Annotated in this window: 15 protein-coding genes; 13 read left to right on the forward strand and 2 right to left on the reverse strand. The window is 45.9% G+C overall.

Translation table 11 applies throughout. From position 1 onward, the window contains the following. The coding region (locus tag R7P64_RS17725; RefSeq protein WP_318119033.1) for a hypothetical protein at positions 1 to 195 on the forward strand (195 nt) is incomplete at its 5' end. A 13-nt stretch (positions 196 to 208) separates the two neighbouring features. Here the strand turns inward: R7P64_RS17725 and R7P64_RS17730 are convergent. Further along, the gene (locus R7P64_RS17730) at positions 209 to 1,387 is read right to left on the reverse strand and encodes a 2-octaprenyl-3-methyl-6-methoxy-1,4-benzoquinol hydroxylase (RefSeq protein ID WP_213903845.1); all 1,179 of its coding nucleotides are present in this window, start codon (positions 1,385 to 1,387) and stop codon (positions 209 to 211) included. A gap of 257 nt (positions 1,388 to 1,644) precedes the next feature. On the opposite strand from R7P64_RS17730, the gene miaB reads away from it, so the two are divergent. The 5 genes from miaB (at position 1,645) to lnt (ending at position 7,263) form a co-directional block, all read left to right on the forward strand. Further along, positions 1,645 to 3,069, forward strand: a complete 1,425-nt coding sequence (miaB, locus tag R7P64_RS17735; protein ID WP_005373038.1) for a tRNA (N6-isopentenyl adenosine(37)-C2)-methylthiotransferase MiaB — start codon at positions 1,645 to 1,647, stop codon at positions 3,067 to 3,069. Between the two features lie 73 nt (positions 3,070 to 3,142). After that, positions 3,143 to 4,240, forward strand: a complete 1,098-nt coding sequence (locus R7P64_RS17740) for a PhoH family protein (RefSeq protein WP_005373033.1) — start codon at positions 3,143 to 3,145, stop codon at positions 4,238 to 4,240. A gap of 2 nt (positions 4,241 to 4,242) precedes the next feature. Further along, positions 4,243 to 4,707 carry an rRNA maturation RNase YbeY gene (gene ybeY / locus R7P64_RS17745; protein WP_005373030.1) on the forward strand — a complete coding sequence of 155 codons (465 nt, stop codon included), beginning with the start codon at positions 4,243 to 4,245 and terminating at the stop codon, positions 4,705 to 4,707. Positions 4,708 to 4,812: 105 nt separating this feature from the next. Further along, positions 4,813 to 5,712 carry a CNNM family magnesium/cobalt transport protein CorC gene (corC, locus tag R7P64_RS17750; protein WP_005384118.1) on the forward strand — a complete coding sequence of 300 codons (900 nt, stop codon included), beginning with the start codon at positions 4,813 to 4,815 and terminating at the stop codon, positions 5,710 to 5,712. Between the two features lie 33 nt (positions 5,713 to 5,745). Further along, positions 5,746 to 7,263: an apolipoprotein N-acyltransferase gene (gene lnt / locus R7P64_RS17755; RefSeq protein WP_005384119.1), complete on the forward strand. Its 1,518-nt coding sequence runs from the start codon at positions 5,746 to 5,748 to the stop codon at positions 7,261 to 7,263. An 84-nt stretch (positions 7,264 to 7,347) separates the two neighbouring features. Here the strand turns inward: lnt and R7P64_RS17760 are convergent, their stop codons facing one another. Then, positions 7,348 to 7,818, reverse strand: a complete 471-nt coding sequence (locus tag R7P64_RS17760; RefSeq protein ID WP_005373024.1) for a zinc ribbon-containing protein — start codon at positions 7,816 to 7,818, stop codon at positions 7,348 to 7,350. 153 nt (positions 7,819 to 7,971) lie between these two features. Here R7P64_RS17760 and leuS point away from each other — a divergent pair, with 153 nt between their 5' ends. From leuS to rodA, 7 genes are all read left to right on the forward strand, one after another. After that, positions 7,972 to 10,545, forward strand: a complete 2,574-nt coding sequence (leuS, locus tag R7P64_RS17765) for a leucine--tRNA ligase (protein ID WP_005384121.1) — start codon at positions 7,972 to 7,974, stop codon at positions 10,543 to 10,545. A 152-nt stretch (positions 10,546 to 10,697) separates the two neighbouring features. After that, on the forward strand, positions 10,698 to 11,237 hold the full coding sequence (gene lptE, locus R7P64_RS17770) for an LPS assembly lipoprotein LptE (RefSeq protein WP_005373019.1): 540 nt from the start codon (positions 10,698 to 10,700) through the stop codon (positions 11,235 to 11,237). A 5-nt stretch (positions 11,238 to 11,242) separates the two neighbouring features. Continuing rightward, positions 11,243 to 12,262, forward strand: a complete 1,020-nt coding sequence (holA, locus tag R7P64_RS17775; protein WP_054576930.1) for a DNA polymerase III subunit delta — start codon at positions 11,243 to 11,245, stop codon at positions 12,260 to 12,262. A gap of 88 nt (positions 12,263 to 12,350) precedes the next feature. Further along, on the forward strand, positions 12,351 to 12,668 hold the full coding sequence (gene rsfS, locus R7P64_RS17780; protein WP_005373015.1) for a ribosome silencing factor: 318 nt from the start codon (positions 12,351 to 12,353) through the stop codon (positions 12,666 to 12,668). A gap of 4 nt (positions 12,669 to 12,672) precedes the next feature. Beyond that, positions 12,673 to 13,143 (forward strand): 23S rRNA (pseudouridine(1915)-N(3))-methyltransferase RlmH, encoded by a 471-nt coding sequence (gene rlmH / locus R7P64_RS17785; protein WP_017821762.1) that lies wholly within the window; start codon positions 12,673 to 12,675, stop codon positions 13,141 to 13,143. A 29-nt stretch (positions 13,144 to 13,172) separates the two neighbouring features. Beyond that, a complete protein-coding gene (gene mrdA, locus R7P64_RS17790) occupies positions 13,173 to 15,089 on the forward strand; it encodes a penicillin-binding protein 2 (protein WP_005384126.1) in 1,917 nt (638 codons plus the stop codon). After that, the gene (gene rodA / locus R7P64_RS17795; protein ID WP_005384128.1) at positions 15,089 to 16,210 is read left to right on the forward strand and encodes a rod shape-determining protein RodA; all 1,122 of its coding nucleotides are present in this window, start codon (positions 15,089 to 15,091) and stop codon (positions 16,208 to 16,210) included. The genes mrdA and rodA overlap by 1 nt, the downstream gene beginning before the upstream one ends. The last annotated feature ends 1 nt before the right edge of the window (position 16,211 follow it).

The raw sequence follows: 16,211 nt of genomic DNA on the forward strand, positions 1-16,211 counted from the left end.
GAATTGGTAGACGCACCAGATTTAGGTTCTGGCGCCGCAAGGTGTGAGAGTTCAAGTCTCTCCTTCCGCACCATTATCGGAAAACCCAGCATGACTTTGCTGGGTTTTTTCTTTTTTTGGTTCTGGACTCGGAAAATCATTAGATTTGCCGAATTAAAAAAGCGAGCTCATGGCTCGCTTTTTTTCTATCTGTGATTTGAGTAGCTTACTACATACCTAACGCGTATTTCAGTACTTGAGCCTTAATTGGCCCTGAGTTTTCAGCAAGCTTCAATGCAGAATTACGTACGAACTTCAATGGCCCTAGATCGTTGCTAAAACCTTTATAGAAAAAGTCCATGCCCGTCTGCATGAGTAAGTTGTCAGGTCGACGTGCGCGTTCGTATTTCGCGAGTAAGGTATCTTCCAGCTTTTCTTGTTGTTCTGTTACCGAAAGGAGAACGTCTACATCTTTGAAGCCTAAGTTTACCCCTTGCCCTGCAAGCGGGTTGATCGTATGGGCAGAGTCACCCACTAATACGCAATTTTTGCTTGAGTAGCTTTGCGCATGACGACGAGTGAGTGGGAATGAGCCAAACTGTAAAACTTCAATATCGCCTAATTCTGCAGGGAAATGACGTAAGATTTCTTCCCTTAGTTGAGGTTTACCCATCGCACACAGTTGTTTAATACGTTTAGGCGAGTCATACCAAACCAAAGAACCTTGGCCTACTATTTGACCATCGTCGTTACTCAAAGAGCACAGAGGTAAAAATGAACGTGGGCCTGAAGGTGTAAATTGTTGCCAAGTAATATCTTGCTGAGGCAATTCTGTTTTCACGTTAATCAACATGCAGTGTTGTCGGTAATCCCACGCAGTTACACCAATTCCAGCCAATTGACGAACTTTAGAGTTTGCACCATCAGCACCAATCACCCAGTTAGCTTCAAACTGCGCCCCACTTTCTAGTGTCACAAGATTTACATCTGCAAACTCAATGGCTTTTAATCGCTCAGGACACATCACGGTTAGATTTTCATACTTAGAGAAGACTTGCCAAAGACCTAATTGGATTAGGCGATTTTCAACGATGTAACCTAGCTGATCCAATGACAATTCATCAGAGTGAAAACGAGTACGGCACTCTGGGTGCTCCCAAGTTTCTAACCGCCGATAAGGACAAACTCGCATGCTCTTGATCTCTGACCATGCTCCGAGTGAATCAAGTAACTCCACCGACTGGTGCGAGATTGCAGATACACGAATATCCATCGCCTGAGCGGCATCAAAAACTTTAGGTTTTGTACCTTCAACCAAGACAACGCTTCTGCCCTGCTTGGCAAATCCAACAGCGACGGCTGCCCCGACCATACCGCCACCGATCACGGCGATGTCATACTTGTTCATTTTTCACTCTTCATCGTGCTGATTAATTGGCGTTTTTTATTGTACTTTCCATGGCTACTTTTACAAAATTGTTTAACAAAAAACCTTGTTCAGCATAGGGCGAAAAACTAGATTTCATCAGGCTTTGCAGAGAATTAGCTAGATCACTAGTCAGGTGCTTTTTAAAGCAGTACAATACGCCGCTTACCGCCGTGATGGCGGCTATAATTTGAGCAATAGCTCTCCGATTTAAGTACAACTGAACGAGCGAAAGTGAGATGAGTAAGAAACTGCTAATTAAAACCTGGGGCTGCCAGATGAACGAATACGATTCATCAAAAATGGCCGACCTGCTTAATGCTGCAAACGGCTACGAGCTGACGGAAGAGCCAGAGGAAGCAGACGTACTTCTACTTAACACCTGTTCGATCCGTGAAAAAGCGCAAGAGAAAGTTTTCCACCAGCTAGGCCGCTGGAAAACACTAAAAGATAAAAAACCTGGCGTAGTTATCGGTGTAGGTGGTTGTGTAGCAACGCAAGAAGGTGACCATATTCGTGAACGTGCACCATACGTTGACGTTATTTTTGGCCCACAAACTTTGCACCGCCTACCTGAGATGATCAAACAATCTCAGTCCGATGATGCACCAGTTATGGACATTTCGTTCCCAGAGATCGAAAAATTCGACCGCCTACCTGAACCTCGCGCTGAAGGTGCGACAGCATTCGTTTCTATTATGGAAGGCTGCTCTAAGTACTGTACTTACTGTGTCGTACCGTACACTCGTGGTGAAGAAGTAAGCCGTCCAATGGATGACGTACTGTTCGAAATCGCCCAACTTGCTGAACAAGGCGTACGTGAAGTAAACCTTCTGGGTCAAAACGTAAACGCGTACCGTGGTCCTATGCACGATGGTGAGATCTGTTCATTTGCAGAACTGCTTCGTTTGGTTGCGTCTATCGATGGTATCGACCGTATTCGTTTCACGACGAGCCACCCGTTAGAATTCACAGACGACATCATCGCAGTATACGAAGATACGCCAGAACTTGTGAGCTTCCTGCACTTACCTGTGCAAAGTGGTAGTGACCGTATCCTAACGATGATGAAACGCCCTCACACCGCTATCGAATACAAATCGATCATCCGTAAACTGCGTAAAGCTCGTCCTGATATTCAAATCAGTTCAGACTTTATTGTTGGTTTCCCTGGTGAGACAGACAAAGACTTCCAAGACACCATGAAGCTAATCAAAGATGTAGACTTTGACATGAGCTTCAGCTTTATTTTCTCTCCACGTCCAGGCACGCCAGCAGCGGATTACCCTTGTGATGTGTCAGAACAAGTGAAGAAAGAGCGCCTTTACGAACTACAGCAAACTATCAATGCTCAAGCGATGCGTTACTCTCGCTTAATGCTTGGCACAGAACAACGTGTTCTAGTTGAAGGTCCTTCGAAGAAAAACCTAATGGAACTGCGCGCTCGTACAGAAAACAACCGTGTAGTAAACTTTGAAGGTAGTGCAGACCTAATTGGTCAGTTCGTTGATGTGAAGATCGTAGACGTATTTGCAAACTCACTGCGTGGTGAGCTAGTACGTACTGAAAAAGACATGGATCTTCGTAGTGTGATTTCCCCAACGCAGATGATGGCGAAAACACGTCGCGAAGATGAGCTGGGTGTAGCTACTTTTACGCCGTAAGCTCGTATAAATAGCCATGGAGAGCCTGGTCGTTATCAGGCTCTCACTAAGTGGCAAAAAATGAGAGGCAACATTGAGCAATAAAATCGTAACTCTAGAAATTAACCTAGAACCTTCAGACAACCGCCGACTAGCTAGCCTGTGCGGTCCATTCGATGACAACATCAAGCATTTAGAACGTCGTCTAGGCGTTGAAATTAACCACCGTAGTGACCACTTTACGATTGTCGGTAAACCTCATACCGCATCAGCTGCGCTGGATATCCTGAAAACTCTATATGTTGATACCGCACCTGTACGAGGTGAGATCCCAGATATTGAGCCTGAGCAAATCCATCTAGCGATCAAAGAGTCTGGTGTTCTTGAGCAGAATACTGAGTCTAACATCGAGCATGGTAAAGAAGTCTTCGTCAAAACCAAGAAAGGTGTGATCAAACCACGTACGCCAAACCAAGCGCAGTACTTGGTTAACATGGTCACGCATGATATTTCTTTTGGTATTGGCCCGGCTGGTACAGGTAAAACCTACCTTGCTGTAGCAGCAGCTGTTGACGCACTAGAGCGCCAAGAGATCCGTCGTATTCTACTTACTCGTCCAGCGGTTGAAGCTGGTGAGAAATTGGGCTTCCTGCCTGGTGATTTAAGCCAGAAAGTCGACCCATACCTACGTCCGCTATACGACGCTCTATTTGAAATGCTGGGCTTTGAGCGCGTAGAGAAGCTGATTGAACGTAACGTGATTGAGGTTGCCCCTCTTGCTTACATGCGTGGTCGTACTCTAAACGACGCCTTTATCATTCTTGATGAGAGTCAGAACACCACAGTTGAACAGATGAAGATGTTCCTAACGCGTATTGGTTTTAACTCTCGCGCGGTTATCACTGGTGATGTCACGCAGATTGACTTACCTCGTGGTGCGAAATCGGGTCTTCGTCATGCTATTGAAGTACTAAGCGAAGTTGACGACATCAGCTTTAACTTCTTCTTAGCCGACGACGTTGTACGTCACCCTGTGGTTGCTCGTATCGTTAACGCGTACGAGAAGTGGGAAGCACAAGACCAGAAAGAGCGTAAAGAGTTCGAGAAACGCCGTCGTGAAGAACGCGATGCGAAGTTACTAGAAGCAGCAAAAGCCGAATTGAATGCACAAGTTGCTTCAACTAAGGAATAATCATGGCGATTGAACTTGATCTGCAACTGGCAGTCGAAAATGAAGAAGGTCTGCCTTCGCAGCAAGATTTCCAATTGTGGCTAGATAAGACCATTCCTCTCTTCCAGCCACAAGCCGAAGTCACAATTCGTATTGTTGATGAACAAGAAAGTCATACGCTCAACCATGAGTATCGCGGCAAAGATAAACCAACTAATGTGTTGTCGTTTCCATTTGAAGCACCTCCTGGTATGGAAATAGATTTACTTGGTGATTTGATTATTTGCCGCCAAGTTGTTGAAAAAGAGGCGGTTGAACAGAGCAAGCCTCTGCTAGCACATTGGGCGCATATGGTTGTACATGGCAGCTTGCATCTGCTAGGTTATGATCATATAGAGGATGACGAAGCCGAAGAGATGGAGTCCCTCGAAACCGAAATCATGCAAGGTATGGGTTATGAAGATCCTTACATTGCTGAAAAAGAGTAGCTATTGGCCACTCGACAGGGAAAGGCGAACCACCTAAATGACTCTCGTGTTCGCCTCTCTATGTGTGCTATCACACTTCTGATAGCGTTACTTAATTGAGAAACAATGAACGAAGATAATTCTCCCTCTTCTAACGAAGATAAGAAAGAAAAGGCAGAAGGTCCGAGTAGAAAGTCCTTCTTTGAACGTCTAGGTCAACTATTTCAGGGCGAACCAAAAGATCGCCAAGAGCTTGTGGATGTTATCCGCGACTCTGAAGTTAACGACCTGATTGACCATGACACTCGCGATATGCTTGAAGGTGTTATGGAAATCTCCGAAATGCGTGTGCGTGACATTATGATCCCGCGTTCGCAAATGGTTACCGTTGAGCGTACTCACGACCTTGATACCTTGGTTGCTTTGATTACCGATGCTCAACACTCTCGCTACCCTGTGATCAGCGAAGATAAAGACCATGTGGAAGGCATACTTCTAGCGAAGGACTTACTTAAATACTTAGGCTCAGGCAGCAATCCATTTGATATCGAAGAAGTCATTCGACCAGCGGTTGTAGTACCGGAAAGTAAACGCGTTGATCGACTGCTGAAAGAATTCCGTGAAGAACGTTATCATATGGCCATTGTTGTCGATGAATTCGGTGGTGTTTCTGGTCTTGTAACCATTGAAGATATCCTTGAGGAAATCGTCGGGGATATTGAAGATGAATTCGATGAAAGTGAAGAGACGGACATTCGTAAGCTGAGCAAGCATACGTTTGCTGTCAGAGCGCTGACAACCATCGAAGAGTTTAATGAGACATTCGGAACCAACTTCAGCGATGAGGAAGTTGATACCGTTGGTGGTATGGTCATGACTGCCTTTGGTCACTTACCTTCTCGTGGTGAACTGGTTGAAATTGAAGGCTACAACTTCAAAGTCACCGCTGCCGATAACCGTCGTGTCATTCAACTCCAAGTGACGATCCCAGACGAAGAAACCCTGGTTGAAGCCACTCAAGAGTAACGCGATACCCATTGGGAATCTCAGAAAATTACAATGATGAATGAACTCTTTCATCGCCTTAAGCGGCCCTTAGTGGCCGCTTTTGTTGGCGCCTCTACTACACTCGCTTTCGCTCCTTACCAGCTGTGGCCTATTGCCATTCTTAGCCCTGCAATTCTACTGATTCTTCTTGCTAACCAAACTCCGAAACGCGCACTATGGATTGGTTATGCTTGGGGGTTAGGTCAATTTGCAACTGGCGTTAGCTGGGTTTACGTCAGTATCTCCGGTTTTGGCGGTATGCCGCTCATTGCCAATTTATTTTTAATGGGCTTACTTGTTGCCTACTTGGCTGTTTATTCAGGCTTATTTGCTTGGCTCAACAACAAGCTGTTTCCTCAATTTACGCTCACAAAAGCACTTCTCGCTGCACCTGCTTTATGGCTGATAAGTGATTGGTTGCGTGGTTGGGTGATGACCGGCTTCCCTTGGTTATGGCTAGGCTATAGCCAGATAGATGCTCCACTCGCAAGCTTTGCACCAATTGGCGGCGTAGAACTGCTTACTCTATTTATCCTTATCAGCGCAGGGGCGTTAGCCTATGCATGGATTCATAAGCAGTGGCTGATGGTGATTATCCCTGCGGTACTACTCAGTACTGGCTTTGGGATTCGCAACTACGATTGGGTAACACCCCGACCAGAAGACACGACTAAGCTCGCGCTGATTCAAGGTAACGTAGACCAGAACCTAAAGTGGCTACCAAGTCAACGCTGGCCAACCATAATGAAATATGCTGACTTAACTCGTGAAAACTGGGATGCTGACATTATCGTTTGGCCAGAAGCAGCAATTCCTGCTTTTGAAATTGAAGTGCCTTCATTTTTGAGCAATATCGACAGCGCTGCAAAAATGAATAACAGCGCAATCATCACCGGTGTCGTCAACCAAGCTGAAGATCGACAGTTCTACAACAGTATTCTGTCCCTCGGCATCACACCATACGGTGACTACAGCTTCGATTTAAGCGAACGTTACCATAAGCATCACCTACTACCGTTTGGTGAGTTTGTACCATTTGAAGATATTTTGCGCCCATTAGCGCCATTCTTTAACCTACCGATGTCATCGTTTAGCCGTGGGGCTTTTGTGCAGCCAAACATCGTTGCGAATGGCATGCACATGGCACCAGCGCTTTGCTATGAGATCATCTTTAATGAGCAAGTGCGTCAAAATGTGACTGACGAAACAGACTTCATTCTAACGCTTTCAAACGATGCATGGTTTGGTCACTCTATCGGCCCTCTTCAGCATATGGAGATCGCCCGTATGCGTGCCTTAGAGTTGGGCAAACCGCTCATCCGCTCGACTAACAATGGATTAACAGCGGTAACCGATCACAAGGGTAAAATCGTTGAGCAAGTTCCGCAGTTTGAAACTGCAGTACTGCGCGCAGAGCTCACCCCAACCGATGGGAAAACGCCATATCGAATCGTTGGTACTTGGCCATTGTATATTTGGGTAGGGTTAAGTTTAGCGCTGGCTTTCGGTTTAAGAAGAAAACAGAGCTGATAACAGCTTGAAAGTAGAAAAGACAAAAAAGAGGCGACTAAGCCTCTTTTTTATTCATTGCATTATACAGTCGTTACTCGCCATTTATGGCTTTAATGACTGACGAGTAAAGCCTTTGTGACCACACTTAATACACGGAATGATTACTGTTGGGTGGTTATACGTTGTCTTGTGACCACACTCATCACAAACTAAAGTGCCTAAGCCTATCACCTCTCCTGCTTCATATAGCCCTTGATGCTCTAAGTCATCGAACAACTCAACCCACTCAACTTTAGTTCGGTCTGTAATCTCTAACAGCCCTTGCCATATCGAATCCGCAATCGTTAAGTAAAACGGACCGCTTTTGCTATCCTCGTAACTCTCTGAAAACTCTTTTAAGTCTGCTTTAAGGTACGCTTTGATTAAAGCCAATTCATCTTTGGTCAAGTCATTAGCAGCATCCACCACTTTGCCCGACGTCTCAATCGCTTTGTTAACTTCTTCCGGACTGTGCTTCAAGGTTTCAATCACATCCTCGAGCATTTCCTCATAACCTGTTTTACGTTTAGGCATAACTGACCTCCATCTTTCTCCTACCTGCGTCACTTAAGGGCGCATGGGTACAGATTGGCTATTGTTGTGATCCCTAGCTTTAGGTATTCTATGACGATCTATTTAAGTCTGTTCTAACCGAACTCACAAATTCCAAGATAACGGATACCATCGATGCAAGAACAATACAACCCACAAGATATTGAACAAAAAGTTCAAAAGCACTGGGATGACAACAAAACCTTTGTTGTAAGTGAAGACCCAAATAAAGAAAAATTCTACTGTCTGTCCATGTTCCCATACCCAAGTGGTCGACTGCACATGGGTCACGTGCGCAACTACACTATCGGTGATGTAGTATCTCGTTTCCAACGCCTACAAGGCAAAAACGTGATGCAACCAATCGGTTGGGACGCATTCGGTCTACCTGCAGAAAACGCAGCAGTAAAAAACAAAACTGCGCCAGCACCTTGGACTTACGAAAACATCGAATACATGAAGAACCAACTTAAGCTTCTAGGCTTTGGTTACGATTGGAACCGTGAATTCGCAACATGTACACCGGAGTACTACCGCTGGGAACAAGAGTTCTTCACTAAACTTTACGAGAAAGGTTTAGTTTACAAAAAGACTTCTTCTGTTAACTGGTGTCCTAACGACCAAACTGTTCTTGCAAACGAGCAGGTTGAAGACGGTTGTTGCTGGCGTTGTGATACGCCTGTAGAGCAAAAAGAAATCCCTCAATGGTTCATCAAAATCACTGAGTACGCTCAAGAGCTACTAGACGACTTAGACAAGCTTGAAGGTTGGCCTGAAATGGTGAAAACCATGCAGCGCAACTGGATTGGTCGTTCTGAAGGTGTTGAACTGAAGTTTGAAGTTAAGGGTCAACAAGACCTAGAAGTTTACACAACACGTCCAGATACGCTAATGGGTGTGACTTACGTGGGTATCGCAGCCGGCCACCCTCTTGCAGCTCTTGCAGCAGAGAACAATCCAGAGCTTGCAGCGTTTATCGACGAATGTAAGAACAACAAGGTTGCAGAAGCTGAGCTAGCGACAATGGAGAAGAAAGGTATGGCAACTGGCCTTACTGCTATTCATCCATTGAACGGCCGCGAAGTACCAGTATACGTAGCAAACTTCGTTCTGATGGACTACGGTACAGGCGCGGTAATGGCTGTACCTGCGCACGACCAACGTGACTACGAGTTCGCAACGAAGTACGGTCTAGACATCGTGCCAGTTATCAAGCCTGCTGATGGCAGCGAGCTAGACATCTCTGAAGCAGCATACACTGAGAAAGGTGTACTGTTCGATTCAGGTGAATTCGATGGCCTAGAATTCCAAGCGGCATTCGACGCAATCGCAGCGAAGCTAGAAGCAGAGGGCAAAGGCACTAAGACTGTAAACTTCCGTCTACGCGACTGGGGTGTATCTCGTCAACGTTATTGGGGTGCGCCAATCCCAATGGTAACCACTGAAGACGGTGAAGTTCACCCAGTACCTGCTGACCAACTACCAGTGATTCTTCCAGAAGACGTAGTAATGGACGGCGTAACGAGCCCAATCAAAGCAGACAAAGAGTGGGCGAAGACAACCTTTAACGGCGAACCTGCTCTACGTGAGACAGATACGTTCGATACGTTCATGGAATCTTCTTGGTACTACGCGCGTTACTGTTCACCACAAGCGGACGACATCCTAGACCCAGAAAAAGCAAACTATTGGCTACCAGTAGACCAGTACATCGGTGGTATCGAGCATGCTTGTATGCACCTACTGTACTCACGCTTCTTCCACAAACTACTGCGCGATGCGGGTTACGTAACTTCTGACGAACCGTTCAAGCAACTACTGTGTCAAGGCATGGTACTGGCTGATGCGTTCTACTTCGAGAACGAGAAAGGCGGCAAAGAGTGGGTAGCTCCAACAGACGTAGCCGTTGAACGTGATGGTAAAGGCCGCATTACTTCTGCTAAAGACACTGAAGGTCGCGATGTAACGCACTCAGGCATGATCAAGATGTCTAAGTCTAAGAACAACGGTATCGACCCTCAAGAAATGGTAGATAAGTACGGCGCTGACACAGTACGTCTATTCATGATGTTCGCGTCTCCAGCGGACATGACACTTGAATGGCAAGAGTCTGGCGTAGAAGGTGCGAACCGCTTCCTAAAACGTGTTTGGAAACTAGTGAAAGAGCACACAGCGAAAGGCGCAGCAGAAGCAGTAGATACCTCAGCGCTTTCTGGTGATCAAAAAGCACTTCGCCGCGACGTTCACAAAACTATCGCGAAAGTGACGGACGATATCGCTCGTCGTCAAACATTCAACACCGCGATCGCAGCGATCATGGAGCTGATGAACAAACTAGCGAAAGCGCCTCAAGAATCTGCGCAAGATCGTGCAATCCTTGACGAAGCACTGAAAGCTATTGTTGTCATGCTTTACCCTATCACTCCGCATATCTCATACGAGCTATGGGCAGCACTAGGTGAAACAGACATTGATAACGCGGCATGGCCGACGTTTGACGAAAAAGCGCTAGTTGAAGACGAAAAAACTATCGTTGTTCAAGTTAACGGTAAGCTACGTGCGAAGCTAACAGTCCCAGCGGATATCTCTAAAGACGATATCGAACAGCTTGGTCTAAACGACGAAAACGTGGTTAAGTTCACTGATGGCCTGACTATTCGTAAAGTTATTTACGTTCCAGGTAAACTGCTGAACATTGTTGCAAACTAATCGCAGCTGTCAATTTGTCTCTGTTTAGCGAACTTATTTGTTAACCAAGAGTCATTAAACAGGGTAGTTTTCTACCCTGTTTATTTACCTCAAACCATTCACATGAGTGGTTTAAGGTAAATAACCCCTTCAATTTAGGATGAATACAATCAATGCGCTTTTTCTCTTTGATTAAACTACCAGTGGTATTGGTATTAGCGGGGCTTCTTTCTGCCTGTGGTTTTCACCTTCGCGGCGAGTATTCCGTACCGGAAGAGCTGCACACTATGTCTTTCTCCAGCTACGATGAATACAGTGAATTAACTCGCTATGTTCGCTCTCAACTCGAACTGAACAAAGTTGAACTTGTTCAACCATCATCGACGGTACCCAACCTTCATTTGACGGAAGCGACTATCGATGAGCGTACACTGTCTCTGTATCAAAATAGCCGTGCAGCAGAAAAAGAGCTGACATACGTAGTAAAATACCGTGTGACGATTCCTGGCTATGGCTCTAAAAACTTTACGACAACAGTAAACCGCAACTACCTAGACAACCCGTTGACGGCACTTGCAAAATCTGTTGAACGTGACGTAATTGAAGACGAGATGCGCTTGCAAGCTGCAAAACAGATGATGCGCCAGTTGGGCCGTATTCGTGCCGAATATGAAGCAGGACAAATCTCTGAGCCAGCGAACACAAACTCTTAATCACTATGCGAATTTATGCCGATAAGCTAACGGATCATTTAACTAAACAAGTTAAACAGGTTTACCTAATCTTTGGTAATGAGCCGTTACTGATTCAAGAGAGCCGCCAAGCAATCCAAAAGGCAGCGTTTCAACAAGGTTTTGAGGAAAAACACCGTTTTGCGGTAGACGCAAGCATCGACTGGAATCAAGTTTACGATTGCTTCCAAGCGATGAGCCTGTTCTCAAACCGTCAATTGATCGAGCTTGAAATTCCAGAGAGTGGCGTGACAACCGCCGTCAGCAAAGAGCTGCAAACACTGTGTGATATGCTGCATGATGACATCATGCTCGTCATTGTTGGTAGCAAACTGACCAAAGCCCAAGAAAATGCGAAATGGTTCAAAGCATTAAGCTCAAAAGGCGACTGGGTAAGCTGTTTGTCGCCAGATCTACAACGCTTACCTATGTTCATTCAGGCACGTTGCCGCACGTTGGGCCTAAAACCCGATCAACAATCACTGCAAATGTTGGCTCAATGGCATGAAGGTAACCTATTTGCATTGACACAAAGCTTAGAGAAATTGGCCCTACTCTACCCGGATGGTGAGCTGACCATCATACGTTTAGAGGAAGCCCTAAGTCGCCATAACCACTTCACTACCTTTAACTGGATCGACGCCTTACTGGCAGGTAAAGCAAACCGTGCACAACGTATTCTTCGCCAACTTGAGGCGGAAGGGGTTGAGACCGTGATCTTGATTCGAAGTGTACAAAAAGAGTTGAGCCAACTTTTAAATATGCATCAAGACTTAACTCAAATGGGAATGAACCAGGTATTTGAGAAATATCGAGTTTGGCAAAACAAGCGTCCACTCTATAACGCAGCACTGGCCCGCTTATCAGCGAGTCGTATTTGTGCATTGCTCTCCTTGTTGGCTCAAGCCGAGATAAAAGCCAAAACTCAGTATGACGAGTCTGTATGGCCAACTATTCATCAGTTGAGCTTAGAAACCTGCTCTCCTGATATTAAGCTGGCAATTTAAAAATCAAAGCGTGATATAGTGCGCGACCTGTTTTGCAAGCAAGAATGTAAAACACTGTAGAGATAAGAGACAAACCGAGGAAAACCGAGTGCTTCGCGAAGAACTGAAAGACTTTTTAGCTGATAAAGCCGACGACATGAAAGCGGAAGACATTATCGTCCTAAATGTGGAAGATAAATCAAGCGTGACAGATTACATGATCATCTGTACTGGTACATCCAAACGCCACGTTTCATCCATCGCTGACCATGTTGCAACAGAGGTGAAAAAAGCCGGTCTTGAGCCACTAGGAATGGAAGGTGAAAACGAAGGTGAATGGGTAGTCCTTGATATGGGCGACGCCATGCTTCACGTGATGCAAGAAGAGCACCGCGAACTCTACCAGCTAGAAAAACTCTGGGGTTAATCTTTTGAAAATTCAACTAATTGCTGTTGGCACAAAAATGCCAAAATGGGTTGAGGAAGGCTTTCAAGAATATCGTCGCCGTTTCCCGCATGATATGCCGTTGGAGTTGATTGAAATCTCTGCTGGCAAGCGTGGTAAGAATGCCGATATCGCTCGCATCCTGCAAAAAGAAGGGGAAGCGATGCTCGCTGCGGTACCAAAAGGCAACCGTATCGTCACGTTAGATATCCCAGGTAAAAAATGGGACACTCCTCAACTCGCTGAGCAGTTAGAAGCTTGGAAATTAGATGGCCGTGATGTATCAATATTAATCGGCGGTCCTGAAGGACTCGCTCCTGCATGCAAAGCTGCAGCAGACCAAAGCTGGTCATTGTCTGCCTTAACGCTACCCCACCCTCTAGTGCGTATCGTAATGGCAGAAAGCTTGTACCGAGCGTGGAGCATCACCGCTAACCACCCTTATCATCGCGAATAATCGTTGTTTAACTTTAGAGCCAAGCGTTAATGATTCGTAAACGCCGCAGTCAAATCCGAGATTATCAAGCCGAAGCGCGTCTGTTTGCCAGCCGCGCTATTGTTGCTTTTATCGGCATTGTTGTCTTGATGGGAGCTCTGGTTGCCAACATGTACAACATTCAGGTGAACCAGTTTCAAGACTATCAAACCCGCTCGAACGATAACCGCATCAAAGTGGTGCCTATCGCGCCTAACCGAGGTCTAATTTATGACCGAAATGGCGTTTTACTGGCAGAGAACCGTCCCGTCTTTAACTTAGAACTGACCCCAGAAAAAATTAAAGACATTGATGCAACCATCCAAGAATTACAAACTATTCTGGAAATTACACCAGACCAGATTGAACGTTTCCACCACGAGCGTAAACGGACTCGTCGATTTAAATCGGTCCCACTGCTTACCCAACTGAACGAAAAACAAGTAGCGGTATTCTCCGTCAATCAGTACCGCTTTCCAGGTGTGGAAATAAGTGCGACCTTAAAGCGCTACTACCCTTTCAGCGAAGTCTTAACCCACGTGATTGGGTATGTTTCTCGAATTAATGATCGCGACATGCAACGCCTGATCCGAGAAGAAAAAGACGCAAACTATCAAGCCACTCGCGACATTGGTAAGCTGGGTATTGAAAAATACTACGAAGACCTCTTACACGGTACAGCCGGATATCAAGAAGTCGAGGTAAACAGCCGCGGCCGAGTAATTCGTACCTTAAAGTACGTTCCACCTGTACCCGGAAAAGACATCGTTTTAAACCTTGATATCAACTTGCAGTTGTACGTACACCAATTGTTGGACGGCCGCCGAGGCAGTGCTGTAGTAATCGATCCTAGAGACAACGGCGTACTGGCTATGGTTTCAAGCCCTAGCTACGATCCTAACTCGTTCGTGCACGGAATCTCAGGTAAAGATTATCGCGCCCTTTTGAACGATAAAAACCGTCCTTTGGTCAACCGCACTACACTTGGCATTTACCCTCCGGCCTCTACCATCAAACCATTTATGGCGGTAGCCGCGCTGCAAGAAGGTGTCGTCACACCTAACACCACACGAAATGATCCTGGTTATTGGCGCATACCAAACTCTAACACACGTCCGTTCCGGGACTGGTTGCGTTGGGGACACGGACGCGTCGATATCATTAAGTCGATCGAAGAGTCTGTTGATACCTTCTACTATCAAATCGCTTATGACATGGGCATTGACCGTATTTCGAATTGGATGATGATGTTCGGTTTTGGTGATTACACTGGCATTGATATCTACGAAGAAAGTAAGGCGAACATGCCGACTCGTGACTGGAAAATGTCTCGCCATAAAACCCCGTGGTATAAAGGTGATACGATCCCTGTAGGTATCGGCCAAGGATATTGGACAGCAACACCAATGCAAATCGCCAAAGCAACCTCCGTATTAGTAAACGAGGGAGAAGTGATCGCACCTCACTTGCTCAAAGCGACGATAGAAAATGGTAACGACTTCGAAGAGCAGCAAACGACAGAATACGTGACTTACCCACCAATCAAGAATGTGCCTAAAAAGTACTGGGATATGGCGAAAGAAGGCATGCGTCGGGTAAACCATGGCACGCGCGGAACAGCTCGTCGCTCATTCTACAAAATGAATTATGAAACAGCGGGTAAATCAGGTACTGCACAGGTCTTCGGTCTGGGTGAAAACGAAGAGTACAACGCCGATGAGATCGCCGAGCACTTACGTGACCATGCGTTATTTACTGGCTTTGCACCATTTGATGATCCTAAAGTGGTCGTCACTGTAGTACTAGAAAATGCCGGTGGTGGTTCTAGTAACGGTGCCCCAGTAGTAAGGAAAATTTTTGACCGAGTCGTTCTTGGTCCAGAAGAAATTGAGCCTGAAAACAATGCGAAGAAAGAGGTAAAACAGTAATGAAGATGGATCCCTCTACAGGTAAAAATCGCGCCCTGTTTGAACGCTTCCATATCGACTTACCACTCCTACTTGGCATACTGGCCCTGATGGGATTTGGCCTGGTGATCATGTACAGCGCCAGTGGCCAAAGTTTACTGATGATGGATCGCCAAGCCATGCGAATGGTGCTTTCACTCGTTGTGATGCTCGTCCTTGCACAGCTTTCTCCACGAACTTACGAAAGCTTGGCACCTTTGATGTTCGTTGGTGGCGTTATACTGCTTTTCGGCGTGCTGTTTTTCGGTGAAGCATCGAAAGGCGCGCAGCGTTGGCTTAACCTCGGTTTTGTGCGCTTTCAACCGTCAGAGCTATTGAAGCTCGCGGTGCCATTAATGGTGGCTCGCTATGTTGGTAGACAGCCCCTCCCACCAACGCTAAGAACACTCATTGTTGCACTGATTATGGTCTGCTTACCAACCATTCTCATTGCAAAACAGCCTGACTTAGGTACCTCAATCCTGATCGCGGCTTCCGGTATTTTTGTTATCTTCCTCGCAGGCATTAGCTGGAAAATAATTGCTGGTGCTGCGATTGCATTAGGTGGTTTCATTCCAATTCTGTGGTTTTTCTTGATGCGAGAGTATCAAAAAGTGAGAGTTCGTACTCTATTTAACCCGGAGTCTGATCCGCTAGGAGCGGGCTACCACATTATTCAGAGTAAAATTGCGATTGGCTCCGGCGGTATTTCCGGCAAAGGTTGGTTGCAAGGTACGCAGTCACAACTAGAATTTCTTCCTGAACGACACACTGACTTTATCTTTGCAGTAATTGCTGAAGAATGGGGTATGATTGGCTTCCTTTGCCTTTTAGCCATCTATCTATTTATTATTGGACGAGGTTTATATCTCGCCAGCCAAGCGCAAACCGCATTTGGACGAATGATGGCAGGCAGTATTGTACTCAGCTTCTTCGTGTATATTTTTGTAAATATTGGCATGGTAAGTGGCATCCTACCTGTAGTAGGTGTACCGTTGCCACTCATCAGTTATGGCGGCACATCAATGGTAACCTTGATGGCTGGTTTTGGTATTCTAATGTCGATTCATACGCACCGAAAAGCATTCTCTAAGGCGACCTAGA

Origin of the sequence: Vibrio sp. 2304 (assembly GCF_033339475.1) — a bacterium.
Classification (GTDB): Bacteria; Pseudomonadota; Gammaproteobacteria; order Enterobacterales; family Vibrionaceae; genus Vibrio; species Vibrio alginolyticus.

Bases quoted from the DNA above. Each gene is read 5' to 3' on its own strand.
- holA (WP_054576930.1), top strand. From the start codon at position 11,243: ATGCGAATTTATGCCGATAAGCTAACGGATCATTTAACTAAACAAGTT.
- lptE (WP_005373019.1), top strand. From the start codon at position 10,698: ATGCGCTTTTTCTCTTTGATTAAACTACCAGTGGTATTGGTATTAGCG.
- mrdA (WP_005384126.1), top strand. From the start codon at position 13,173: ATGATTCGTAAACGCCGCAGTCAAATCCGAGATTATCAAGCCGAAGCG.
- R7P64_RS17760 (WP_005373024.1), bottom strand. From the start codon at position 7,818: ATGCCTAAACGTAAAACAGGTTATGAGGAAATGCTCGAGGATGTGATT.
- lnt (WP_005384119.1), top strand. From the start codon at position 5,746: ATGATGAATGAACTCTTTCATCGCCTTAAGCGGCCCTTAGTGGCCGCT.
- leuS (WP_005384121.1), top strand. From the start codon at position 7,972: ATGCAAGAACAATACAACCCACAAGATATTGAACAAAAAGTTCAAAAG.
- ybeY (WP_005373030.1), top strand. From the start codon at position 4,243: ATGGCGATTGAACTTGATCTGCAACTGGCAGTCGAAAATGAAGAAGGT.
- rodA (WP_005384128.1), top strand. From the start codon at position 15,089: ATGAAGATGGATCCCTCTACAGGTAAAAATCGCGCCCTGTTTGAACGC.
- R7P64_RS17730 (WP_213903845.1), bottom strand. From the start codon at position 1,387: ATGAACAAGTATGACATCGCCGTGATCGGTGGCGGTATGGTCGGGGCA.
- corC (WP_005384118.1), top strand. From the start codon at position 4,813: ATGAACGAAGATAATTCTCCCTCTTCTAACGAAGATAAGAAAGAAAAG.
- miaB (WP_005373038.1), top strand. From the start codon at position 1,645: ATGAGTAAGAAACTGCTAATTAAAACCTGGGGCTGCCAGATGAACGAA.